This window comes from Vicinamibacterales bacterium (assembly GCA_036496585.1).
Taxonomy (GTDB): Bacteria; Acidobacteriota; Vicinamibacteria; order Vicinamibacterales; family 2-12-FULL-66-21; genus JAICSD01.
The window spans coordinates 23,846-47,447 of the sequence record DASXLB010000036.1; the positions used below are offsets into that span (position 1 = coordinate 23,846).

Below are 23,602 nucleotides of genomic sequence, written 5' to 3' on the forward strand. Positions count from 1 at the left end.
AAATGTGGGAATGTGGAAATGTAGAAAAGTTATCGAGTAACCTGAACCGTCACATTTCCACATTTCCCAATTTCCACATTTCCATGCCTCCATTGACGATCGCCGGCCGCGAGTTTCAGTCGCGGCTGATCATCGGCACCGGCAAGTACCCGACCTTCCCCGTGATGCAGGCGGCGCACGAGGCCTCGGGCGCCGAGATGGTGACGGTGGCGGTCCGCCGCGTCAACCTGACGGATCGATCGAAGGAATCGCTGCTCGACTACATCGACCCGGTCCGCTACTTCCTGCTCCCCAATACCGCGGCGTGCTATACCGCGGAGGATGCGATCCGTACGGCGCGGCTCGGCCGCGAAGTCGGGCTGTCGCACTGGGTGAAGCTCGAGGTGATCGGCGACGAGAAGACGCTCTTTCCCGACAACGAGGCGCTGCTCGAGGCGACGCGGGTCCTGGTCAAGGAGGGCTTCGTCGTCCTGCCGTACACCAGCGACGACCCGGTGATGTGCCGCAAGCTGGAGGACGCCGGCGCCGCGGCGGTGATGCCGCTCGGCGCGCCGATCGGCTCCGGCCTCGGGATCCAGAACCCGAACAACATCCGCATCATCAAGGAACAGGCGCGGGTGCCGGTGATCGTCGATGCCGGCGTCGGGACGGCGTCCGACGCGACCTTCGCGATGGAGCTCGGCGCCGACGCGGTCCTGATGAATTCCGCCATCGCGCTCGCGGATGACCCGGTCGCGATGGCGAGGGCGATGCGGCTCGGCGTGGAGGCCGGACACCTCGCCTGCGGCGCCGGCCGCATCCCGCGCAAGTCGTACGCGTCGGCCAGCAGTCCGCTCGCCGGGGTGATCTCGCCGGCGGTGCGCGGGTGACGGTGACGTCAGCGAGGCGACGCGTCGCGGCCGCGGCCGCCGCGGTGCTGTGCTGCAGCGGTGTCGCCGCGGCGCAGCGCGCGGCGTCCGCCAGGCCGGCGCCGGCGCCGCCGAAAGAGCTGACGGTGCCGTTCAGCGTCGGCGAGACGCTGAACTATGACGTGTCGTGGTCGTCGACGCTCACCGCCGGAACGGCGACGCTGCGCGTGCTTGAGAAGCGGCCGTCCTACAACTCGGTCGCCTATTACATCGTCGCGGAGGGCCGGCCGTCGACGCTCGTCGGGAAGCTCTACACGCTCTACTACAAGGTCGATTCGCTGCTCGACGTCTACACGCTGCTGCCGCAGCGCGCGTCGATCTACAGCGAGGAAGGCAAACGTCACCGCATGAAGACGACGATGTTCGACCATGCGAAGAAGACGGCGGAATACCAGGTCGAGGCGCACACGGTGGTCAAGAAGCCGGTCGCGATCTCCGCGGTGGCGCAGGACCCGCTCGGCGCGATGTTCGTGCTGCGCTCGATCCCGCTGAAGCCGGGGGAGAAAATCACCATGCCGATCTGCGACAACGGCGTGAACTACCACATGCTCATCGAAGCGGGCGCGGTCGAGACCGTCAAGACCGGGGCCGGTCCGATTCCGGCACAGAAGCTCACCCTGACGGCGCAGGGAGCCGACGTCGGCGCGCACGGCCTGACGCTGTGGCTCTCGTCGGATCCGGCGCACGCGCCGGTCAAGATGTCGGCGCAGCTGCCGGTCGGCGCGTTCGTGCTGACGCTCGCGTCGCGACCGTGATGGCATACGAGCCGCTCGAGGCGCGGCTGGCCCGCCTCGCGCGCGAGCGCGAGGCGGCGGACCGCGCCTACAATGGCGCGCTGACCGCCGTCGACAAGGGCGCGATCGGCGACCCGGCCCTGCCGGCGGCGCCGGCCGAATTCGACGACCACCAGACTGCCGCGCTCAATCAAGCGTGGAACACGCTGACGGCCCCTGCGCCTGCCGCCGGGCTGAGGGGACGGCTGGCGGCGTTCGTCTGGCGCCTCGTCGCGCCGACGCTCGAACGGCAGAACGCGTTCAACTCGCGGCTGGTCGATCACCTCAATCGAAACGCCCGTGCCGAACGCGAGACACGGGCGGCGCTGGTCGAGACGCTGCACGCCCTGCGCGGCCATTTCGACGCGCTGCTCGCCTTTCAGACGCGGCTGCTCGTCTGCCTGCAGCAGATCACCGCGTACGTCGACACCAAGGATCGTGACGCGGCGGGCGGCGCGCTGGTGGTCAACGCCGCCGTCAACGCGCTCGCCGACGAGAGCGCGAAGCGGCGCGAGTCGGCGGCGGCGCGCGAGGACCGCATGGCGGCGCGGCTCGACGAGATCGGCGCCGCGCAGGACGATCTGCGGCAGATGATCGCCGTCGCCCAGCAGGCGGCGCTCGCGGTCAAGCGGGAACTCCAGCGCACGGCTTCGGCGCCCACGCCCCAGGCCACGGCTCCCAATCCCCAGGCGACACCCAACCCCGACAACCAGGCCTCTACCCCGCAACGTCCATCCTCCAGCCTCGACGACTACAAGTACGTCGGGTTCGAGGATCGGTTTCGCGGCTCGCGCGAGGTGATTCGGGCGCGGCTCGCGAGCTACGTCCCGTATTTTGCGGGCGCGACGGACGTACTCGACGTCGGCTGCGGACGCGGCGAGTTCCTGGACCTGCTGCGGGCGGCCGGCATCGGAGCGCGCGGCATCGACCTGAATCACGAGATGGTCGAGGTCTGCCGCGCCGCCGGCCTGTCGGCGGAGCACGCCGACGCCGTGTCGTATCTGTCGGCGCTGCCGGACGGATCGCTCGGCGGGCTCTTCGCGGCGCAGGTTGTCGAACATCTGGAGCCGGCCTATCTCCTGCAGTTCCTCGAGCTCGCGCACCACAAGCTGCGGCCCGGGGCGCCGCTCGTGCTCGAGACGCTGAACCCGGCGTGCTGGGTCGCGTTCTTCGAGAGCTTCATTCGCGACATCACGCACGTCTGGCCGCTGCATCCCGACACGCTGCGCTATCTGGTCACCGCCAGCGGCTTCGTCTCGGCGCGCCTCGAGTACCGTTCGCCGGTCCCGCTCCAGGACACGCTGCAGCACGTCGCGCCGCTCGCCGGGCTGCCCGAGGACGCTGCCGAGATCCTCAACGCCAACGCCGACAAGCTGAACGCCCGCCTGTTCACGTTCCTCGACTACGCCGTCGTCGGCGTCAACGCCTGAGTCGATGGCCGGATCGAGCCGGATCGGCCGGGCGCTGTCACGCAAGCTGACGCGCGTGACGCTCGACCGCTTCATCGCGTCGCATGCCGGCGACGGGCTGACGCTCGACGTCGGGGCGCAGAACGGCCCCTACGCGGCGCTCTTTCCGCGCCGCATCGCCCTCGACATCCAACGCGGGCGCGGCGTGCAGATCATCGGCGACGCGCAGGCGCTCGGCCTCCGCGACGACTGCGTCGACGCGGTGCTGTGCACCGAGGTCCTCGAGCATCTTCCCGAACCGCAGCGCGCCGTCGACGAGATGTTCCGCGTGCTGCGGCCGGGCGGCGCACTGATCCTGACGACGCGGTTCCTGTTCCCGATTCACGACGCGCCGCACGACTACTTCCGCTTCACGAAGTACGGGCTGCGGCATCTGCTGCGGCGCTTCGAAATCCTCGAGGTGGAGGACGAGACCGACGCCGTCGGCGCGCTCGCCGTCCTGACGCAGCGTCTGGGGATGCAGGCCGAGACGCTCGGCTGGACGCCGCTGCGCGCGGCGTGGCTGCTCGCCGCGCAGGCGCTGCGGCCGTTCTCGTTTCTGATTACGCGGGAGTTCGGCGACAGCCGGCGCGAACGCCCCGAGCGCGGCATCATGACCAGCGGCTATCACGTCGCCTGCCGCAAACCGCCCGCATGAAGACGTGGATCGCGGCGGCGCTCGTCGCCGCGGCCGCCGTCGCCGTCTACTGGGGGGCGCTCGCCTCCGGATTCGTCGGCGACGACTTCATGATTCTGCACCGGCTGCGCGCCGGCGGTTCCGTGCTGCGCTTCTTCCGCGGCGAATTCTTCGACTACTACCGCCCGCTCGGATTCGTCGCCCACGCGGCCGACTGGCGCCTTGCGGGTGCCGATGCAGTGCAGTTCCACGCCACCAATCTGCTGCTGCACGTCCTCGCCGCCTGGCTCGTCCTGCTCATCGGCTCCGCCCTCGCACCGCGGACGCTGGCGGGCCCGCTGGCGGCGATGCTGTTCGCGCTCCACGCGTCGAACCACGAGGCCGTGGTCTGGATCTCGGCTCGCTTCGACCTGCTGGCGACCGTCTTTTCGCTGCTGGCCGTCTACCTCCTCGTCCGCAGCCACGGCGCCGCCCGCGACCAGGATGGGGACGGGGGGCAGCCCGGAGCTGCCATCCTGGCCGCGACAGCGTTTCTGGCCGCGCTGCTGTCGAAGGAGGCGGCGGTCGGGCTGCCGATCGCGGCGGCGGGGTATGCGGTTTTTGGCCGGCACGCGTCGGCGCGCGCGACCGTCAAGCGGCTGCTCCCCTGGATCGCGGCGCTCGCGTTCTACAGCGCCGTGCGTCACCTCGCCGGCGGCATCTCGACGATCGGCGGCGCTGGGAAGTTGCCCAAACTGGTCACGTTTGCCGCGATCCTCGCGGCGCTCGTCGCGCTCGCCGACGACCGCTGGATCGGCCTGCGGCGCCGGCTGGCCGCGCACGGGGGCGTCGTTCTCGCCTGCGCCACCGGTGCGATCGCGGCGCTGGCCGTGCTGGCGGCAGCTGCACACGGCACCGGGCTGGCGGCCGACAAGCTCGCGGTCGCGGGGTTTGCGGCGTTCAACCTGATTTCGCCCGTCCTCGACGTATTCGATCTGCCCTTCTACCTGGACCCCGGGACTACGGCCTACTGGGCTGGCGGCGCCGCCGCGCTCATCGCCGCCGCGCTGCTCGTCGCCCTCGTGTGGCGCCGCGCGCTGCAGGACGATCGGGTGTGGTTCCTCGCCAGTTTCCTTCTCGCCGCCCTGCTGCCGATCTCGGCGCTGACCGAAGGGACACGCTATCTCTACCTTCCGTCGGCCGCGCTCGCCCTGATCGTCGCGCTGCTCGTGACCGAACTGCCCCGGCCGGCGCGCACGGTTACCGCGGGCGCCCTGGCGATCCTGATGGCGGTTTCTGCCTGGCAGATCTCCCGGAAGGTGCGCGACTGGCAGTGGGCCGGACGCCTGACGGGGGGCGGCGCTCGGATGGTCGACGCCGCGCTCGCCCCGTCGTGCGGCCAGGGGCATGTCGTGTTCCTGACCGAGCCGGTCGCGCTGCGCTCGGTCTACACCCACTTCCTCTACGAAACCTTCGAGCTGCCGCGCGGCTGCATGCCGGCGCAGTTCGACGTGCTCGCGCGCCTCGTGCGGATCGATTCGGCGGTCGAGGCGCACTGGCAGACGCCGCGGGACATCGTCATCGTCGCCCCCGAGTACCAGGGCAATCTGTCGTTGTCGGCCGACCTGCGCAACTTCGGGCCGCCGATCCGTTCGACCGCGCCGCTGACGCTCGACACGCCGCTTGGGAGGCTGCGGGCCGAACGCGACGGCGCGGCCGAGCGCCTGACGCTGTCGCTCGCGCCCGGCCTCGATCCGCGCCAGGTGCTCTTCTACTACTACAGCCAGGGCGCCATGCGCCCGCTGCAATGACCGGCGGGAATTCGCGGCAGGCTCTATAATCGCGGCATTCCGCATGCTGTCGCTCGTCATCCCCGTCTACAGGAACGAGGAGAACCTGCCGCGGCTCTTCGGCGAGCTCGAGGCGTTCGCCGCCGGGTTTCCAGCGCCGCTCGAAATCGTGTTCGTGGTCGACGGCTCGCCCGACGGCTCGCTGCGACTATTGCGCGAGCGGCTGGCGGCGTGGCCGGTGCGCTCGCAGCTGCTCGATCTGTCACGCAACTTCGGATCCTTCGCGGCGATCGCCGCCGGCATGCGCGCGGCGCGCGGCGACTACATGGCGGCCCTCTCCGCCGACCTGCAGGAGCCGCTCTCGCTGGTTACGGAGTTCCACCGTCTGCTGTCGGCGGGTGAGGCCGACGTGGTCTTCGGCCACCGGACGGGCCGCGCCGATGCGCGATCTTCGAGCCTGATGTCGGACGTGTTCTGGCGGCTCTACCGCCGCTTCGTGGTGCCCGAGATGCCCAAGGGAGGCGTCGACATGTTCGGCTGCACGCGCGCGGTGCGCGACGTGTTCGCGGACATGAAGGAAGTGAACACGAACCTGATCGCGCTGCTGCTCTGGCTCGGCTTCCGCAGGGCGTTCGTCGCCTACGAACGGCAGCCGCGCCGGGAAGGGCGGAGCGCCTGGACGCTGTCGCGCAAGCTGCGCTACGCCCTCGACAGCGTCTTCGCGTTCACCGATCTGCCGATTCGCGCGCTGCTCGCGATCGGCGCCGCCGGCACGCTGTTCGCGCTGGCGGCTGGCGTCACGGTCTTCATCGGCTGGGCCACCGGTCACGTGCCGGTGCTGGGCTATACGCCGTTGATGCTGGCGATCACCTTCTTCGGCGGCGTGACGGCGCTCGGCCTCGGCATCACCGGCCAGTACCTGTGGCTGACGCTGCAGAACTCGCGCGGCCGGCCGCCCTACATCGTGCGCGAGACGCAGGCGTTCGAACCGGCAGCCGCGGCTCAGGCCCGGGCCGACGCCAGCGCGCGGAACTCGTCGTAGTCGCGGATGTAGTCGGCCGGATCGTAGAGATCGGACGCGAACACCAGCAGCAGCGCGTCCGACGAGTACTTGAACTGGGCGGCCCAGATCATCGGCGGCAGATACAGGCCCAGATTCGGCGCGTCCATCGCCACTTCCTCGCTGTCCGTCCCGTCGTCGATCAACACCGAGACCGAGCCGCGCGCGCAGACGATGAACTGATGGCAGCGGCGGTGCGCGTGCTCGCCGCGCACGTCCCTCCCGGGCACGTCGAACACCATGAAATAGCGCCGCGGCGCAAACGGCACCTGCGCCTCGAACTCCCCGGCCGACAGCGTGCCGCGGAGATCTTCGACGAGGACGAGCCGGTGCAGCGTGACGCCGCGCACGCCGGTGTCGATGCGCGTCGCGCCCTGCGGCACGACGCTCGTCCTTTCCGGCGCCGGCCGGCCGGTGGCGTCGACGTAGCCGACGATGCGGGCGGGGGTGCCCGAGACGATCGCCCGCGGCGGCACGTCGCGGGTGACGACGGCGCCGGCGCCGACCATCGCGCGCGAGCCGATCTTGAGGCCGGGAAGGATGTTGGCGCCGCTGCCGATCGACGCGCCGCTGGCGATGTGCGTCTGCAGGACGCGCGGCTGATATTTCTTGCTCTGCGGATACTTGTCGTTCGAGAACGTCGCGTTCGGCCCGATGAACACGTCATCGCCGACCCGCAGGCCGTCCCAGAGCTGGACGCCCGACTTCACGGTGACGCGGTCGCCGAGGACCACGTCGTTCTCGATGAACACGTGGTCGCAGATGTTGCAGTCGGCGCCGATGCGCGCGCCGGACAACACGTGCGCGAACGCCCAGACGCGCGTCTTGGCGCCGATGGTCTGGCTCTCGCAGAGTCCCTGCGGGTGCACGAAGAAATCAGGCATGGGTGTTCGGTCAGATCCTACATGAGATACTTCACGGGTTGAGCTCCGAGTCGTGGCGATCGAACCGGCGGGCCGCGACGCTGTTGCTGGCGGTGGCGGCCGCCGCGCTGCTCGCGCGCATCGTGACGATTGCCGAACCGCTCGGCATCGATCAGAGCCTGTGGGCGTCGGCCGCACGCGGCATGGCGCACGGCCAGCGCCTCTATCGCGACGTGTGGGAGCAGCGTCCGCCGGGCATTTACTGGACGTATCTGGCGGCGTTCCGCGTGTTCGGCTGGACGCCTGGCGCCGTCGCGTGGCTCGATCTGATCGCGGCGTCGGGCACCACGGCGATGCTCTACCTGCTCGGCCGGCGCCTGGCGGATCGGATCACGGGCGCGGCCGCGGCGGCGATCTACGCGGTGTTGACGCACCCGGCGTGGATGTTCGGCCACGGCGGATTCCTCGAGCGCAGCGTCTGCGAAACGTTCACACCCTGGTGCGTCGCGACCGCCGCCTACGGTGCGGCACGGTTTCGCGACCGCCAGTCGGCTGGCTGGGCCGCGCTCTGCGGGCTGTGCGGGGGCGCCGCGGTCGTCTACAAGCCGAACGCCGCGCTCTACCTTCCGGCGCTGCTCCTCTGGCTGGCGCTCTACCGGCGCGAGACCTCGTTGGCGCCGATCGTGCGCGGCGCGATCGCCGCGATCGCCGCGTCCGCGATCGTGCCGCTGATCGCGCTGCTCTGGCTCTGGCGACTCGATCTCCTCCACGACGCGAAGGTGGCGGTGATCGACTTCAACCGCTTCTACGTTTCACAGGGATTCTCGGTGGGCGCCTACGCGCTCGACTTCTCGAAAGCGGTCTGGCTGCGGATCAAGACGGACCCGCTCTGGTTGGGAGGCGCGGTCGGCGCGGCCGCGGCGCTCGCCGAACTGGCACGGACGCGCCGGCTGCCGCCGGCCGCCGGGCTCGCCGTGCTCTGGGGTGGCGCGGGCGCGCTGGTCATCGCGGTCAACGGCGCCTGGCTGTTCAACAGCTACTTCATGCAGGTGTCGGCGCCGCTCGCGCTCCTCGCCGCGTGGCTGCTGACCGGGCCCGGACGTGAATCGGCGGGTCACCGCGTCCTGGCGATCGCGGCGGCGGCGGGGATGGCGCTTCTGCTCGTGTCGCGCGACTACCCGGCGCGGGTGCTCGAATACGCGCGCGCCGACCTGGCGGCCCTGCGCGGCCACGTGGCAGAACGGGACTATTACGAGCAGTATTTCGGGGGATATGGCAACGACCGCGGCTACTCGGCGCGCGCCAACGCCGAGCTGGCCGACTACGTCGGGCAACACACCGGTCCCGACGATCGCATCTTCCTGTTCGGCATCAACGGCGCGGGCGTGTACTTCCTGTCCGACCGGTTGACGGCCCAGCGCTTCCTGCGCGTGAACGACTTCGTCGCCATGTCGTTCCCTGATCCGGCGTTCCGGCTCGGCGCGGTGGTTGACGAGTTGCGCGCGCGCCGTCCGCGCTATCTGATCTTCGAGCGGCTGCACTCGGCCTCGGCGATGGGGCAGGAGGTGGATCGGCTGGAGGACGACCCCGCGGTCCGCGGGCTCCTCGCCGCCTACCAGCGTGACACGGTCATCGAGGACTTCACGCTGTACCGCGTCCGCGAATGAACGGGTGCTCGCGCAGGACGGGCGCGTCGGCGTCGCGCGCAGACAGCCGCGGCGCGGGGATCGGCCAGGCGATGGCCAGGTCGGGATCGTTCCAGGCGATCACCGCCTCGGCCGACGGCGTGTAGAACGCGGTCGACTTGTACTGCACGTCCGAACCGTCCTCGAGGGCCTGGAATCCGTGGGCGAAGCCCGGCGGAATCCACAGCATGCGGCGGTTGTCGGCCGAGAGCTCGAGGCCGCCCCATCGCCCGAAGGTCGGCGAACCGTGGCGGATGTCGACCGCGACGTCGAAGACGCGGCCGGCGGTGCAGCGCACCAGCTTCCCCATCGCGTGCGGATCCTGCTGGAAATGCAGGCCGCGCAGGACGCCGCGCGCCGAGCGCGAATGGGCCTCCTGGACGAAGCGGACGTCGAGGCCGCCGGCCTCGAACGCGCGCGCGCTCCAGGTTTCCATGAAGAACCCGCGGTCGTCGGCAAACACGCGCGGCTCGATCACGATCAGCCCCGGGACGGCGCCCGGCGTCAAGGTGAAGTGGGGGGCGCTCGTCACGCGACCCCGGCGCGATCGCCGTCTGTCATGAGCATCGGCGCTGAACTCTCCAAAATCGTCATCCAACCACGATTTGGGTGTCCCCGCGACCGCTCCCGGCGGCGCGGATCGTGGTTGATTCACCCCTGTAACTGAGCTACCTTATACCGCGTTCCCTCAACTGCGGATGGCACGTGGCTTCGCTGCCGCCACGCCTGCTCCACCCGTTCCGAGCACAGACGGTAACCGGGATAGTTTCTTGTTCTTGACGCATGTCCCCGCTCGCATGTTCGTGGTCGTCGTTCTGACGACGGTTCTCGGGGCCGGCCTTGGTGCGCCGACCGCCACCGCGCAGGCCGTGTCTCTCGCGCCGACGCTCGCCGAAGGCTGGACGGCGCTGGCCGCCGGCGATCTGCCGCGGGCGACCTCGTCCGCTGACCGGGCTCTGACGGACGCGCCGCGCAGCGCGAATGCGCTGGCACTGCGGATCGAGATCGACCTCACCCGGAACGGCGCTGCGGCCGCGCTCGACAGTTACGAGCGGTGGCTCGGCAGCCGCAAGGTCGAAGCCCCGTACATTCTGAGACAAGTCGCGCGGGGGCACCTTCGAGCCGTCGCCACCGCACGAAAGCCGCCGGCGTCGGTCGATGCCCTCGCCGCACTCGCCGCTGACGGCGATCAGGACGCGCTGACGGATCTCGGTCGGGCTGCCGAGGCCCCGGGGAGCCAGGAAGCAAAGCTGCTCGCCGCCATGGGGGACCCGCGTGCCGTTCAAGCGCTGATCGGCCAGCTGCGACAGCCGGTCGCCAACAAACTGGGAATCATCAGTGCGCTCGGCGACAGCGGAAGCCCGGCGGCTATTCAACCGCTGGTTGAGCTACTCACGGATCCGCACGAGGAGTTGCGAGCGGGTGCGGCCGAGGCGCTTGGCCGGCTTGGCGCGTCGGACTCGATCCCGAAGCTCAAAGGTTTGCTCCAGGATCCGGTGCCGCCGGTCCGGCTGGCGGCGGCCGCGGCCCTGTACCGACTGCAGGACTACAGCGGCGCCGGCCTCTTGCAGCCGCTGATGGCGTCGGATATCGCGTCGGTCCGCCTGAGCGCAGCGCAGGCCATGGCGGTGACGCCCACCCCCGAGTGGCAGGCGACCGTGCGCGCCCTTCTCGCCGATCCCAACGAGCTGGTGCAGCTTGGCGCCGCCCGCCTGATGGCGCCGCACGACCCGCAGGCATCCGCTGAGGCCTTCGAGCGCCTCGGGCGCTCTGACAACATGGCGATTCGCGAGCAAGCCGCTCGCTCCTCGATACGAACCCTCACCAGCGACTTCACCGCACTGCGGCGCTATCTCCGCAATGCCGATCCGTCCACCTCGGTACAGGCGGCGAATCGGATTCTGGAATTGACGCGCTGAGCTAGCATGCGCAAAACAAGGCAGGAATGTTAATGACGCCGCACAACACGACCGATACACCGTTGGCGACGCCCAGCAGTCCGCCGCCGTCGATGTCCGGAGGGATCGCCGTAGCCATGCGCATCAATCGCCGTTCCATCTTCCATGCGGTGCAAGCCCGGCAGGCCGTATTCCTGGCCGCGTTGGCCGTCGTCGCGGGGTATCCGCAGGCGGCGCGCGCGCAGATCACGCAGGTCGGCCTCAATCCGCTCTTGGTCACGACCGCCGTGCGCGGCAGCGACGTCGCCTACGACCCGGTCAACAAGGTGTATCTCGTCGTCGGTGCCTATGGCTCGGTCTGGGGCTCGTTCACGACCCTCTCGGGCGACCTCATCTCCGCATTCCCGATCAACGCACCAGGGCCGTTCGCCCATTTCCCACGCGTGATCTACAGTCCAGACGTCAGCAACGGCGTCGGCGGCGTCGGCGGTTTCATCGTGACGTGGCATGAGAGTCCCGGCGGTGCGAACTTCGTGAATACGCGCGTCGTCGCCTACCCGGCCGGACCCGTGAGCTTGCAGCAGACGATCGCCGCGCCCGTGGGCACCTGGTGGGAATCGGGCGCATCGATCGCCTACTCGACCACGAGCCGGGTGTCGCTGGTCACGTGGCGCTCTGCCGATTATTTGATCTGGGGCGCACGGCTCGACGTGAACGGCAACCTGATCGGCACGGCCTTCCAGATTTCGCAGACCGGGCAGGGTGCGCGCGATCCGAGCGTCGCCTGGAATTCCGCGACCGATCAATTCGGCATCATCTACGACGGGTGGGGTGCCACGAGCACGCAAACTACCTTCACGCTCGTCACGTCCGGCGGCGCCGTCGTCGCCAATAACATCTTCAACTTCGCCGGCTCGGCTGGCACTTACATCACCGACCTTGCTTACAATCCGGTGACCGGACGATTCGTCGGCGTGTGGGTGCAGACGGGCGCCGGCACGCTCGGGGCGGAATTCGACGGCGCCGGGACCGTGGTCGCGAGCGGCCTGGTCTCGTCGACCACCGGAGCCGTCGACGGTCTCGGGCTTTCCTACAATCCCGTGACCGGCACATTCCTGCTGGTGGGCATGGGCCCGAGCTACAACATCTGGGGAGCGGAACTCAACGCGCACGGCGCCAAGACCTCTATCGATCAGCAGATCACTGCGGCAGCGCTGCCGGCCGGCGAAGTCGGGTCATTCTACCCGCGTGCCGCCGCTCGCAGCGACGCGGCACAGTGGAACGTCTCCTTCTCCCACAACTACACCGAGCTGCATGATCAGATCGTCTCCTCGACCAGCACCGGCGGCGGTCCTGGCGGCAGCCTGGGCGCGGTCGTCGGCGGCACGTCGACGCCGCCAGCGCCGCAGCCGCTCGCCGTCACGCTGACGCAGACCCCGGCGGCGACGGTGTCGGAGGGCACACCCATCACCTGGACCGCGACGTCGACCGGCGGCACGGCGCCGATTCAATACGAATTCATCACCCTCACCAAGGGCGTGTGGACGATTCTGCAGCCGTACGGCGCCTCCAACACATTCACGTGGTTCCCGACAGAGGGCGCGCACGCGGTGCAGGTCTGGGCGAAGAACGGCGGCTCGGCAAACGACGCCGGAACGTATGATGCGTACGCGAGTTCGCAGTTCACCGTCGCCTCCCGATACGCGTCGATCGCCTCCCTCCACGCCGACGCCACCATGCCGGTCGATCTCAACATCCCGGTGACCTGGACCGCGACCGGGATCGGCGGGACAGGCCCGCTCCAGTACAAGTTCCTCGCCACGTCGAACGGCGGCGTCACCTGGCGCGTGATGCAGGACTACAGCGCCAACAACAAGTTCACGTGGTTCCCGCCGCTTGGCGTGACCTCGAATGCCGTGCAGGTCTGGGTGCGCAGCGCCGGCGTCACCACCGATCCCGAGGGCTGGATGTCATCCGGCCTGTTCACCACCCGCAGCACGGGCGCGCGGCTGATGGGCGTCTCGTCCGATGCGGCGGCTCCCGTGACGCCGTTCACCAATGTGACGATTACCGCCGCGGGCGCGGGCGGCAGCGGACAGCTCGAGTACAAGTTCTATCTCTACAACCCCGGCACGGGCACGTGGTCGCTGGTGCGCGACTGGGGCACGAGCCCGCAGGCCAGCTGGAATCCGAGCGGCACGACGGGACTCTTCCTCGTGCAGGTCTGGGTCCGAACGGTGAACTCAGGCGTGACCTATGAGGACTGGCGCAATACGGACTACTTCTCGATCACCACGTCCACCAGCTTGACCCTCACGAGCGATCGCTCGCTGACGACGCTGCACCAGGGAGACATCGTGACCTTCACCGCGACCGTGCTCGGCGGATCGGGGGCGTGGGAGTACCAGTTCTTCACGTTCGACGGGACGAGCTGGATGCGGCAGCTGCCGCTCTACAAGTCGGCCAACACCTTCGGCTGGTTCCCGGCGGCTGGGACCCGTGCCGTGCAGGTGTGGATCCGCCAGGCGGGATCGTCCGCGCCATGGGAACGCTGGGCCGGTTCCGGACTCTTCGTCGTGAATCCGTAGCGGCACCTGAGTATCCCGTTCTCTTCACATTCTGAGTAGGCGCGCGCCTCGACTGTTCCGATCAGTCGCGGCGCGGCCGCCGTTTTTCCACATTTCGCCTCCGAAATGGCAATACGGCTGGGCATTCGCCTTGCCTGAGCTCTCCCACCGTGGAGGGCGCAACAATGGTAAAGGTCCGATTCCTGGCAGTGTCAGGAATCCTGCTACTCGGCTCCGGCCGAGCTGCGATAGCACAGGACATCGATCTCGCGACGAATGGAGCGGACGTACGCTGGCGCGGCACGACCGCGTCGGCTCTCGCGGGCAGTTATCTCGACCACGGCACGATGAGCTCCGACGATCGCCGTGATCTCATCATCGGCGCACCGGGACAGACGGGGTCGTCGACTCCCGGCAGCGTCTACATCCTCTTCGGCGGTCCGATACCGACTGCCGGCGAGCATCCGCTCGACACCGCGAATGTCGTCATCACCGGTGCGGCGAACGGAGACGGATTCGGCGCCGCGGTCGCCGCGGCGAATGTGTTGAACCGGGAAGGGGTCAATCCTCGCAATCTTCTCGTGTCGGCGCCGAACGCCGATGGCGGGCGGGGCGTGGTCTACCTGTTCACTACGAACTATGCGGGCGGCGAGCGTCTGACGTCGAGCTCGGCGGTGTTCACCGTGCGAGGGGCACCCAACGATCATCTCGGCGCGGCACTGGCGAGCGCCGACCTCGATTTCGACGGCTACCGCGACATCATCATCGGCGCCCCCGGAAACAATCACGTCTACGTGATCTGGGGTGGGCCAGGGCTCTCCGGCACCGCCAGGGACATGGGGAACACCGATGCGACCGGACCCGACATCACGATCACCGGGTCGGGCATCGGCGGCGTGCTGACGGCGGGCGCGTTCACAGGGGACAGCGTCTATGACCTGTTCATCGGCGCACCGTCGGTCAACCTCGTCTACATGATCCAGGGGCTCGGTAACCGCAGTTACCAGCGCAACATGATCGTGCAGCGCGACGAGACCGCGTACTTCCTGGGCGTCACCGGCGACGCCGCCGGAAGCAGCCTGCGCATGGGCGACTTCGACGGCGACGGCCGCACGGATCTGTTGATCGGCGCGCCGAACGCCGGCGGCGCGCAGCAGGGCGCCGCCTACGTCCTCTGGGGCAAGAAACCGACCGACCCGGCGCCGATCTCGATCAGCCTCGCGTATGCCGACGTGATTCTGCGAGGGCCGGCACCCGGCGCGAAGCTCGGACAGATCGTGACGAGCGGCGACATCAATCGCGACATCGGTGAAGACGTCGCGCTCGTGGCGCCTGGCGCGACGAGCGGCGGCGCCGTCTACATCTACTACGGCCGCGGACGCAGCACCTACGGAACTCCGCAGGCCGCCGGCAACCGCGCCGTCGATCTCAGCGATCCCGCCCAACTCAGCCTGCGTGTCCTCGGCGACGCCACCGCCGGCGGCATCGCGACGGCCTTCGTCTACGAAGTGACCGGTGAAGGCGCGCGTGATCTGATCGTCGGGTCGCCCAAGGCCTCGACCTCGGCCGGCGCCAACTCGGGCCGCGTGTATTTCGCGATCTCACCCAAGATGGTGCTCTCGGCACCCGCGGTGGTCATGACCGCCGTGCAGAACGCGACCAGCCAGGCGCCCGACTCGGTGCTCAACGAGAGCCCGACCACGATCACCTTCGACGCCGTCTCGCAAACGAGCTGGCTGTCGACATCGCCGGTCTCCGGGTCCGCGCAGGACGCGGCGCCGGGGTCGTTCGCGTTGAACGCAGCCGCGTCCGGCATGGCGCCGGGCGACTATGCTGGCGCGTTCACGGTGACCTCGACGAGTCCGCATCTGACAATGTCGGTGCCGGGCACGGTCGCGCTGACGGTCATCACGCCGCCAACGCTCGCGGCGAACACGTCGATGCCCGCATTCGTCGGCACCCCGATTACCTGGACGGCGCAGTCCATGGGCGGCGCCGCCGGCGTGCTCTACGAGTTCTTCCGCCTCGATGGATCGACCTGGAAACTCGTTCAGGGCTGGAGCGCGACCAACACCTACTCGTGGACGCCGACGGTGAACGACGCGGGCACCCATGCCCTGCAGGTCTGGGTCAAGACGCCGCAATCCACCGCGGTCTACGACGCTTACGTCGGCAGCGCGACGTTCGCGATCCAGAAGTCGGTGCCGATCATCACCGCCTTCACGAACACGGGTGTGTTCCCGATGGCGCCGAATACGCCCGTCCAGTTCAGCGTGGCGGCCGTGGGCGGCAGCGCGGCGCTGCAGTTCCGGTTCCTGCTCTACAAGGAAGGGACCGGCTGGAGCGTGCTCCAGGACTACGGCGTCGGCACGCAGGTCAGCTGGACGCCCACCACCACGGGTAACTACGCCGTGCAGGTCTGGGTGCGCAGCACGGGCGTCACCGATCAGTACGAGGCCTGGGCAGGCACGCCGATGCTCAAGGTGTCGACGACGGATCCGGTGACGGTGCAGTCGGTCAGCGCGGACAAGCCGTTCCCGGCCAAGGCCGGCCTGCCGATCACGTTCACCGCGGCGGCGTCAGGCGGGTCCGCGGGGCCGCTCCAATACCAGTTCGTGCGCTACGACGAACCCACCGCGACGTGGTCGATCGTGCAGGCCTATGGCGCCGCGCGCACGTATAGCTGGACGCCAGGGGCGAATGCGGTCGGCAACCACGTCGTCCAGGTCTGGGTGCGCAGCGCCGGATCGTCGGCCACCTACGAAGCCTGGGGCACGACTGGCATGTTCGCCGTCAGCGTCGATCCGATAGCGGTCACGCTGATGTCGGACGTGGCCTTCCCGGTGCCGGCGGGCACGCCGGTGCGGTGGACGCTGAACGCCTCGGGCGGCATCGCGCCGCTCCAGTACCAGTTCTCGGTGTACCGGCAGGGGGTCGGCTGGACGCTCGGGCAGGACTTCAGCACCTCGAACACGTTCAACTGGACGGCGCCCGCCGACGGGACCTACGTCATCCAGGTGCTCGTGCGCAACGCCGGCTCGACGAACACCTACGATGCGTGGACGAACAGCGGCTACTTCACCATCGGTCCGAACGGCGCGGCGCAAATGGTGCGCGTCACCGCCGACCAGCCGATGCCGGTTGTCGCCGGGACGACGGTCACGTGGACGGGGGTGGCGACCGGCGGCACCGCCGGGCCGCTGCAGTACCGGTTCGTCCGCTACAACCAGGGCACCGGACAGTGGTCGGTGGCCCAGGAGTACAGCACGTCGGACCGATTCACCTGGACGCCGTCGACATCGGAGCGCGGTTCGTACGTGCTACAGGTGTGGGTGCGAAGCGGAGGCTCCGCGGCGGTGTACGAGGGCTGGATGTCGACGGGTTTCTTCACCATCCAATGACGTCGTCGCGCGGAAAGCCACTTACCGGCATTCCGCGCGGCGGCCGTCGCGTTGGCGTCGTCTCGTGCCTGACAGCAATCGGCACGTCGTTCGCGCCGAACGCCTACAGCGTCGCCGCCCTGTCTACTTGGGGGGCGCTTGCGTTGATGCTATCCTCCGCTGGCAGATAACTGCCAATATGCCCTCGACACACGGAAAACTCGCGCCGGAATCACAGGGGGATCCGGGCGGCGCCATAGCACACGTCCCGGCGCTCGATGGCCTTCGAGGCCTGGCGATCCTGCTCGTGCTGATGGAACATTTCGGGGTCGTCGCTGATCTCCCGCATCGGATCCCGTTCCCGGGTGCTGCTTGGATTGAACGCATCTTCTACGTCGGGTGGTCGGGTGTCGATCTGTTTTTCGTGTTGTCGGGTTTCCTGATCACGAGCATTCTGCTGGAATCACGTGATCAGCCGAACTACTACCGCCGATTTTACGCTCGACGAATCCTTCGGATCTTTCCGCTCTATTACACCGTTCTGATTCTTTGTCTGCTGGTCCTACCGGCGCTCTTTCCTTCGCGAGCGACGGCGCTTCTCGGGCAGGCCCTTGGCGGTCAGATCTGGCTGTGGACGTACACTCTCAACATTGGGATGGCCCTCGGCTACATCGCAAACGCCGGCATCCTTGGACAATTCTGGACGCTGACGATCGAGGAGCAGTTCTACTTCTTCTGGCCGTGGCTCGTGAAGACCTTCTCGGTGCGAGCGCTGGTTCGCATCTGCGTGTTGCTATCGCTCGGCGCCCTTGGCCTTCGGTTCTGGTGGCTGCGATCCGGGGACTGGGCCGGTGCGTATCGCTTCACGTTGACTCGCGTCGATGCGCTCGCACTGGGCGCGCTCGCCGCGATTCTGGTCCGGGACGCGGGATGGCGAAGGCGCCTCGCGCAAATCGCACCGGCGGGGTTAGTCGGTGGCCTCACGATTCTCGCAGTCATATTCCTGAAGGTGCCTCACTTCTATTCGAGCGAGTGGATCGTGGTGACGGCGGGGCATTCGATCGTGGCGATGACATTCGTATGCGCCCTGATTATCGCCTTGCGGGAGCCTGCACCACGGTGGTTGACGAGCAGCGTGATGCGGGCGATTGGAAAGTACAGCTACGGCATTTACGTCTGGCACTGGCCGTTTCGACAGATCCTCCTAATCGGGTGGTACGGACCGCTGACCGCGACTGCTTCAGGAGTCGCGCTCGCTGACGTAGCGATTTTTACCATCGGTGGCGTGGGAGGTTCGATATTTCTGGGGTGGGCGAGCTACCATCTCCTTGAACGGCGGTTTCTCGAGCTGAAGAGCCATTTCAGATACGAGCCCAGGCAGGGAACCTCGGTTTCGGCGAGTGTGCAGCCCGTGCCGTAGAGCGCGGTTCGTACGTGATGCAGGTGTGGGTGCGCTGCGCCGGTGCATCGGCACTCTACGACGGCTGGCTCTCGACGGGGTTTCTTCAGCCATCCAATGACGGACCCGCTGCTTCGCGGGTTCGCCCGACTCGGGCCAGCGCCCTGCTGACTTCGCGCGAACGTTGGACTAACATCCGCACGGCATGCCCACCGTGACCAGCCGGACGACCTGGATCGTGGTCGTCCTTCAGCATCTCGTCTACCTGTTCGTCCTCCACAGCCGGAGTGGACGCGGAGCCGCCGCGCTCGGGTTGATCGCCGCGGCGTTCCTGGTCGGCGCGCGTCCACGGCTCCGCTTCACCTGGGCCCCCTTGGCGATCCTGGCGGCGTTCGTGCTGCCGGCGGTCTCGCTCCTGCACGTACCGCAAATCGCGTTCGTGTCGCTCGACGGCCGCCTGTGGGTGATCGCCGCGTGGCTGTTCGCGGCGTCGATGCTGCAGAGCGTCGAGCAGCCCCGGTGGCCATGGCAGGCCAGGCTTCCCTTGTTCCTGGCGGTGATCTGGTCGTCGTTCTTCTGGCTGGCCCTCGTCTCCGACATCGGCGTCGGCGGCTACCTGTTCTCGACGGATCGGATCGTCTACAAGGAGTGCCAATCCGATCCGCTCGCGGTGGCGTTCTCGATCTGGGAAACGCATCCGGTGAGCGAGCATCTCTTCCTCGGGTGGAGAACGTTCCAGAGTCTCGAGGAGCACCACCCGTATGCCAACCACGTCCATCCATACCTGTTTGCGATGTACGGGTGGGCGCTGCTGGTGCGGGCCGCCGCGGGCGTGCCGCTCTTCGTGGCCACCAACACCGTGCCGGTGCTCTACATGGCCGTACTCGTCGCCGCGGTGTTCACCCTGATCCGTCGAGCGCGCCTCGTCGGCGATACGCCGGCGCCGCTGCAACTGGCGGCGCTGTTCACGGCGTGCGGGCTGGTCGTGACGACCTACCGGTTCTGGAACGACCTGCTGCGCTACAGCAGCGACAATCCGTATCCGCTGCTGGCCGGCGTGTTGATCTTCGTCGCCGCAGGTTTGATCGAGCCGGTGAATCGGCGGATGGTGCTGGCGGGTACGATCGCCCTGGTCGCCTTGAGTCCCGTGCACACGCCGATGGTCATCACGGCGCTCGCCTGTCTCTTCTGGTTCCGGTCCGGCGCAACCAGGCAGGGTGCCGGCGGCGGCAGTCTGGTCGTACGGGCCGCTGGACTCGCGCTCGTCACCGGAGCCGTCGCCTACATGCTGCCGTGGCTGCTCATCAGGTGGCACGGTTACACGCCGGTAGGCAGCCCCTTCCTGTTCCGCTCGGGGCTGGACGGCGACACGCGATACTTCACGAATATGATCCAGGCCGTGGTCTCGCCGTGTGCCAACTGCTGCTGGGGCCGGCCCACCACCGACCTGCTCTTTCCTGCCTTCGTACCGCTCGTCGCCTTCGCGGCGTTGCGGGGCACGCGGGCGTGGCGTTCCTCGATCGATCTCAGCCGGATCCTGTTGTTCCTGCTGGCGCCCTACTTGTTTTCGCTGGTGCTCTTTCCTCAGTCGATCTCTATCCACCCCTACATGTACGATCACATGCTGATCCTCCCTCTCACCCTGGCTGGCATCGTCCTCATGTTCGAGTGGGTGAACGATCGAGCCGGCGATCCTGGACCAGCCCTGTTCGGGCTCATCCTGATCGGCGGCGGGGTCGCGATGTCGAATCTGATTGCGGTGGCGCAGGGGCTCAGTCGAATGCCGCTGCGCTGACGCTCAGAGCAGGCGCTCGAGCACGGACACGATCCGGTCCACGTCGCCCGCGCTCATTCCGACCCACAGCGGCAGTCGAAGCAGTCGCGCACTGGCGAGGTCGGTGACGGCCAGCGCACCGGCGGCTCGCCCAAGCCGCCGTCCGGCTGGCGACGAATGCAGCGGCACGTAGTGAAACACGGCGTTGACGCCGGCGTCTGCGAGCCCGGCGATCGCGCGGGTCCGCACCGCTTCGCTCTCGAGCAGCACGTAGAACATGTGCGCGTTGTGGACGCACCCGCGAGGGATGATCGGCCGCCGGAGGACGCCGCGGCGGTGCAGCGTCTCACAGCGCTGGTAGTAGCTCTCCCAGACGCTGCGCCGGTCGGTGGTGATCCGCTCGGCCTCTTCCATCTGGGCCCAAAGGAACGCGGCGGTGATTTCGCTCGGCAGGAACGACGAGCCGACGTCGACCCATGTGTATTTGTCGACCTCTCCCGCGAGGAACCGGCGGCGGTTGGTCCCCTTCTCGCGCACGACTTCTGCGCGCTCGACGAAGCGTTCGTCGTTGATCAGCAGCGCGCCACCTTCCCCCGAGATGATGTTCTTGGTCTCGTGGAAGCTCGTCGCGGCCAACGGTCCGAACGAGCCGAGGGGGCGCGCCCCGAACGTCGAGCCGAGCGCCTGGGCCGCGTCTTCGATCAGCAGCAGGCTCCGGTCATGCGCCAGCGCCGTCAACTCGTCCATCGCACAGGCGACGCCTGCGTAGTGGACGGCGACCACGGCGCGTGTGCGAGGACCGACCGCTGCCGCGGCCGCTGCGGGATCGATCGTCAGCGTGTCGGGATCGACGTCCACGAAGACCGGTACGCCGCCGCGCAGCACGAAGGCGTTCGCCGTCGACACGAACGTGAACGACGGCATGACGATTTCGTCGCCGGGCTGGATGTCGGCGAGCAACGCGCACATTTCCAGCGCCGCCGTACCCGAATGGGTGAGCAGGGCCTTTCGACAGCCGACCTGCCGTTCGAGCCAGCCGTGACAGAGGCGCGTGAACCCGCCGTCCCCCGACAGGTGAGCGCGCTCGGCGGCCTGCCTGACGTATTCGAGCTCCCGGCCCGTCAGGTATGGCCGGTTGAAGGGCAGGAATGGATTCATCGGCGGCGCGCGACCAGGAGCAGAGAGCCGCCGGCGGGAAAGTTGACGCCCGCGTCGATCGCGGCCCATTCGAGGTTGGTGATGGACTTCAGCGCGGCATTCATCGCGCCGGGAATCTGAAACTCGCGCGACGGGACGAATGTCCGCCGCTGGCGCAGGCGCGACGCGAGCAGCACCGGCAGCGTCAGCGAGAAGATGGACGTCATACGCTCGATCCGAAAGCCGGCCGCTTCCACCACGCTGCGAAGCCGTCGGCGGGTGTAGCGGCGGCGATGGCAGCTGAACACGTCCACCTCGCTCCAGAGCCAGCGATGCTGCGGCACGGTCAAGACCAGACCGCCGCCGGGCCGCAGCACGTCGTGAATCGCCGCCACGCCGCCCAGGTCGTCGTCGAGGTGCTCGATGACATCGAGCGCGAGCACCAGGTCGAACGCCGCCGCGAACGGCAGCCGATCGACCGCCCCACGCACGACGGTGACGCCACGCTGCCTGGCGACCTCGAGCGATGCGCGGTGCTGATCGCACCCGACACAGCGGCAGCCAGGCAGAGCCCGCCGCAGGCCGTCGAGCACGAACCCGGTGCCGCAACCGAGATCGAGGCAGCGCCGGGCCTGCGCGAAATAGGTCTGCGCCATGCGCGCGATGACGCGCCGGCGCGCATCGAACCAGAAGTGTCGCCCTTCCGCCGCCACGAGCTCGGACAGCAGGTAATCCGCATCGGTCATACGCCGACGGCGAGCCCGATCCCGCTCGCGCCGTAGCCGTTGCCGTTGTAGAGCATGTGCAGACGGCCGCCGCGGCGCCAGACGCAGGGATAGGCCGTCATCTCCGAATCCCACCCGGCCGCGGAGGGCGCGAGCCCCCCGGCCGCATCGTCGCGGGTCCACGACAGGCCATCGTTCGACTCCGCATACCCGATTCGGTACCGGCTGCCCCGTGATGAAAACCACATGCGGTAGGTGCGGCCCTCCTTCAGGACGCAGGGGCGGCCGAAGGCGTACTCCCGCGGCGAGGCGTAATCGAGACAGACGTGGCCGCGCCGACGCCATGCCACGCCGTCGGCCGATTCGGCGTATTTGATGTGGTAGCGATGTCGGACGGCGCTGCCGCGGCGCTGCCAGCCGGTTCCCGAGACGTACCACATGCGCCAGATCCCGTTTTCGACGAGCACCCACGGCGACGCGTTCAGATAGGGATCGACGTCGCAGCGGTCGAGCAACGGCGCAGCGGAGATCCGGTGGAAGCGGCGGCCGTTGTCGCTGACGGCAACGCCCGACTGCAGGTAGAACGGAACCGAGACGCCCAGGCTCCAGCCGGTGTAGAACAGGAAGGTCTGCCCGCCCGCCTGGATCACGCAGGACGAGGTCACGCCGGCATCGTCGAAGGCACCGAGCGAACCCGGTCGCAGCACCGGCGACGCGCTCACCGGCGAGACGCGAAGCGGGTCGAACGAGAGAGCCGCCCGTGCGACATGCGATCGCCCGCGGCCATCGCGGCTCGTGAAATACAGCACGCTGCCGGCGGGACTTGACGCGACCACGGGGAGCGCCACGTGTGTCCGGCTCCACGACGGCCGCTTGCCGGGGACGACGACTTGGCCTTGCTTCTGCCAGCGCCCGCGGGTCATAGGTCGATCTGATCGCTGCGCTTCGGGAACTTCTGCGCGCGCGTGCCGAGGTAGGCGCTGTCGGGCTCGGTGTCCTTCATGATCACCGCGCCGGCGCCGATCAGCGTCCGATCGGCGATGCGGATGGAATTGCGGAGCGTCGCGTTGACGCCGATGAAGCAGGCCTCGCCGATCGTGACGTGCCCGGAAATCACGACATGGGAGCTGATGAAGCAGTGATCTCCGATCGTGGAGTCGTGGCCGATGTGGTTGCCGCTCCAGAGCGTCACGTTGTCGCCGATCCGCACGAACGGCTGCACGGTGTTGTCTTCGAGGATGAAGCAGTTGGCGCCGGGCGGATCCTTCGCGAGGTAGCTGCAGCGGGAGCTGACGTAGGTGGCGCACGCGTAGCCGAGCCGGCGGACCATCTCGAACTTCGCCCGCCGCAGGGCGTTCATGCCGGCGTAGCTGAGCGCGACGAACGCGTCGACGCGGCCGGGGGGAAAGAGCCTGGGCAGATCGTCCACCGCGACGAGGGGCAGGTCGAGAAACGAGTCGGCGCTGCGGAATTCGGCGTCGACGGCAAAGGCGGCGACCTTGCGATCGGAGTCGTGCGTGAAATAGAAATGCGCCAGCCTGGCGATGTCGCCGGCGCCGAAGATCACCACGTCTGACAT

The 23,602-nt window shown here is 68.3% G+C and carries 18 protein-coding genes; 12 read left to right on the forward strand and 6 right to left on the reverse strand.

Annotation, left to right across the window (positions count from 1 at the left end; all coding sequences use genetic code 11):
* Positions 1-83 precede the first annotated feature (83 nt).
* Genes VGI12_11700 through VGI12_11725 form a run of 6 tightly spaced genes read left to right on the forward strand, consistent with a single transcriptional unit; the run spans position 84 to position 6,577 of the window.
* The gene (locus VGI12_11700; protein ID HEY2433327.1) at positions 84-869 is read left to right on the forward strand and encodes a thiazole synthase; all 786 of its coding nucleotides are present in this window, start codon (positions 84-86) and stop codon (positions 867-869) included.
* Between the two features lie 2 nt (positions 870-871).
* Complete coding sequence (locus tag VGI12_11705) at positions 872-1,663, forward strand: DUF3108 domain-containing protein (protein HEY2433328.1); 792 nt, start codon at positions 872-874, stop codon at positions 1,661-1,663.
* Entirely contained in the window at positions 1,663-3,111 is a 1,449-nt protein-coding gene (locus tag VGI12_11710) for a methyltransferase domain-containing protein (protein HEY2433329.1), read from the forward strand. Before VGI12_11705 ends, VGI12_11710 begins: the two co-directional genes overlap by 1 nt.
* 4 nt (positions 3,112-3,115) lie before the next feature.
* The gene (locus tag VGI12_11715; GenBank protein ID HEY2433330.1) at positions 3,116-3,787 is read left to right on the forward strand and encodes a methyltransferase domain-containing protein; all 672 of its coding nucleotides are present in this window, start codon (positions 3,116-3,118) and stop codon (positions 3,785-3,787) included.
* Positions 3,784-5,556, forward strand: coding sequence for a hypothetical protein (locus VGI12_11720; protein ID HEY2433331.1), 1,773 nt, complete (start codon positions 3,784-3,786; stop codon positions 5,554-5,556). The genes VGI12_11715 and VGI12_11720 overlap by 4 nt, the downstream gene beginning before the upstream one ends.
* A 43-nt stretch (positions 5,557-5,599) precedes the next feature.
* Positions 5,600-6,577 carry a glycosyltransferase gene (locus VGI12_11725; protein ID HEY2433332.1) on the forward strand — a complete coding sequence of 326 codons (978 nt, stop codon included), beginning with the start codon at positions 5,600-5,602 and terminating at the stop codon, positions 6,575-6,577.
* Here the strand turns inward: VGI12_11725 and VGI12_11730 are convergent.
* Positions 6,538-7,479, reverse strand: a complete 942-nt coding sequence (locus VGI12_11730; protein HEY2433333.1) for a WxcM-like domain-containing protein — start codon at positions 7,477-7,479, stop codon at positions 6,538-6,540. The genes VGI12_11725 and VGI12_11730 overlap by 40 nt on opposite strands.
* A gap of 38 nt (positions 7,480-7,517) precedes the next feature.
* Between VGI12_11730 and VGI12_11735 the strand changes: the two genes are divergently transcribed.
* Complete coding sequence (locus VGI12_11735) at positions 7,518-9,125, forward strand: glycosyltransferase family 39 protein (GenBank protein ID HEY2433334.1); 1,608 nt, start codon at positions 7,518-7,520, stop codon at positions 9,123-9,125.
* On the opposite strand, the gene rfbC is transcribed toward VGI12_11735, so the two are convergent.
* Entirely contained in the window at positions 9,100-9,675 is a 576-nt protein-coding gene (gene rfbC / locus VGI12_11740) for a dTDP-4-dehydrorhamnose 3,5-epimerase (GenBank protein HEY2433335.1), read from the reverse strand. The two genes, VGI12_11735 and rfbC, sit on opposite strands and share 26 nt — an antisense overlap.
* A 265-nt stretch (positions 9,676-9,940) precedes the next feature.
* Between rfbC and VGI12_11745 the strand changes: the two genes are divergently transcribed.
* From VGI12_11745 to VGI12_11765, 5 genes are all read left to right on the forward strand, one after another.
* A complete protein-coding gene (locus tag VGI12_11745) occupies positions 9,941-11,062 on the forward strand; it encodes a HEAT repeat domain-containing protein (GenBank protein ID HEY2433336.1) in 1,122 nt (373 codons plus the stop codon).
* Between the two features lie 116 nt (positions 11,063-11,178).
* A complete protein-coding gene (locus VGI12_11750; protein ID HEY2433337.1) occupies positions 11,179-13,629 on the forward strand; it encodes a hypothetical protein in 2,451 nt (816 codons plus the stop codon).
* Between the two features lie 164 nt (positions 13,630-13,793).
* Entirely contained in the window at positions 13,794-17,009 is a 3,216-nt protein-coding gene (locus VGI12_11755; protein HEY2433338.1) for a hypothetical protein, read from the forward strand.
* Positions 17,010-17,187: 178 nt separating this feature from the next.
* Positions 17,188-18,408 (forward strand): acyltransferase, encoded by a 1,221-nt coding sequence (locus VGI12_11760; protein ID HEY2433339.1) that lies wholly within the window; start codon positions 17,188-17,190, stop codon positions 18,406-18,408.
* Positions 18,409-18,592: 184 nt separating this feature from the next.
* Positions 18,593-20,182: a hypothetical protein gene (locus VGI12_11765; protein ID HEY2433340.1), complete on the forward strand. Its 1,590-nt coding sequence runs from the start codon at positions 18,593-18,595 to the stop codon at positions 20,180-20,182.
* Between the two features lie 3 nt (positions 20,183-20,185).
* Here the strand turns inward: VGI12_11765 and rffA are convergent, their stop codons facing one another.
* From rffA to VGI12_11785, 4 genes are read right to left on the reverse strand one after another with little or no spacing between them, the layout of a single operon-like run.
* Positions 20,186-21,319, reverse strand: coding sequence for a dTDP-4-amino-4,6-dideoxygalactose transaminase (gene rffA, locus VGI12_11770; protein HEY2433341.1), 1,134 nt, complete (start codon positions 21,317-21,319; stop codon positions 20,186-20,188).
* Entirely contained in the window at positions 21,316-22,044 is a 729-nt protein-coding gene (locus VGI12_11775) for a class I SAM-dependent methyltransferase (GenBank protein ID HEY2433342.1), read from the reverse strand. Before VGI12_11775 ends, rffA begins: the two co-directional genes overlap by 4 nt.
* Positions 22,041-22,946 carry a hypothetical protein gene (locus VGI12_11780; GenBank protein HEY2433343.1) on the reverse strand — a complete coding sequence of 302 codons (906 nt, stop codon included), beginning with the start codon at positions 22,944-22,946 and terminating at the stop codon, positions 22,041-22,043. The genes VGI12_11775 and VGI12_11780 overlap by 4 nt, the downstream gene beginning before the upstream one ends.
* Positions 22,943-23,602 (reverse strand): acetyltransferase, encoded by a 660-nt coding sequence (locus VGI12_11785; protein ID HEY2433344.1) that lies wholly within the window; start codon positions 23,600-23,602, stop codon positions 22,943-22,945. The genes VGI12_11780 and VGI12_11785 overlap by 4 nt, the downstream gene beginning before the upstream one ends.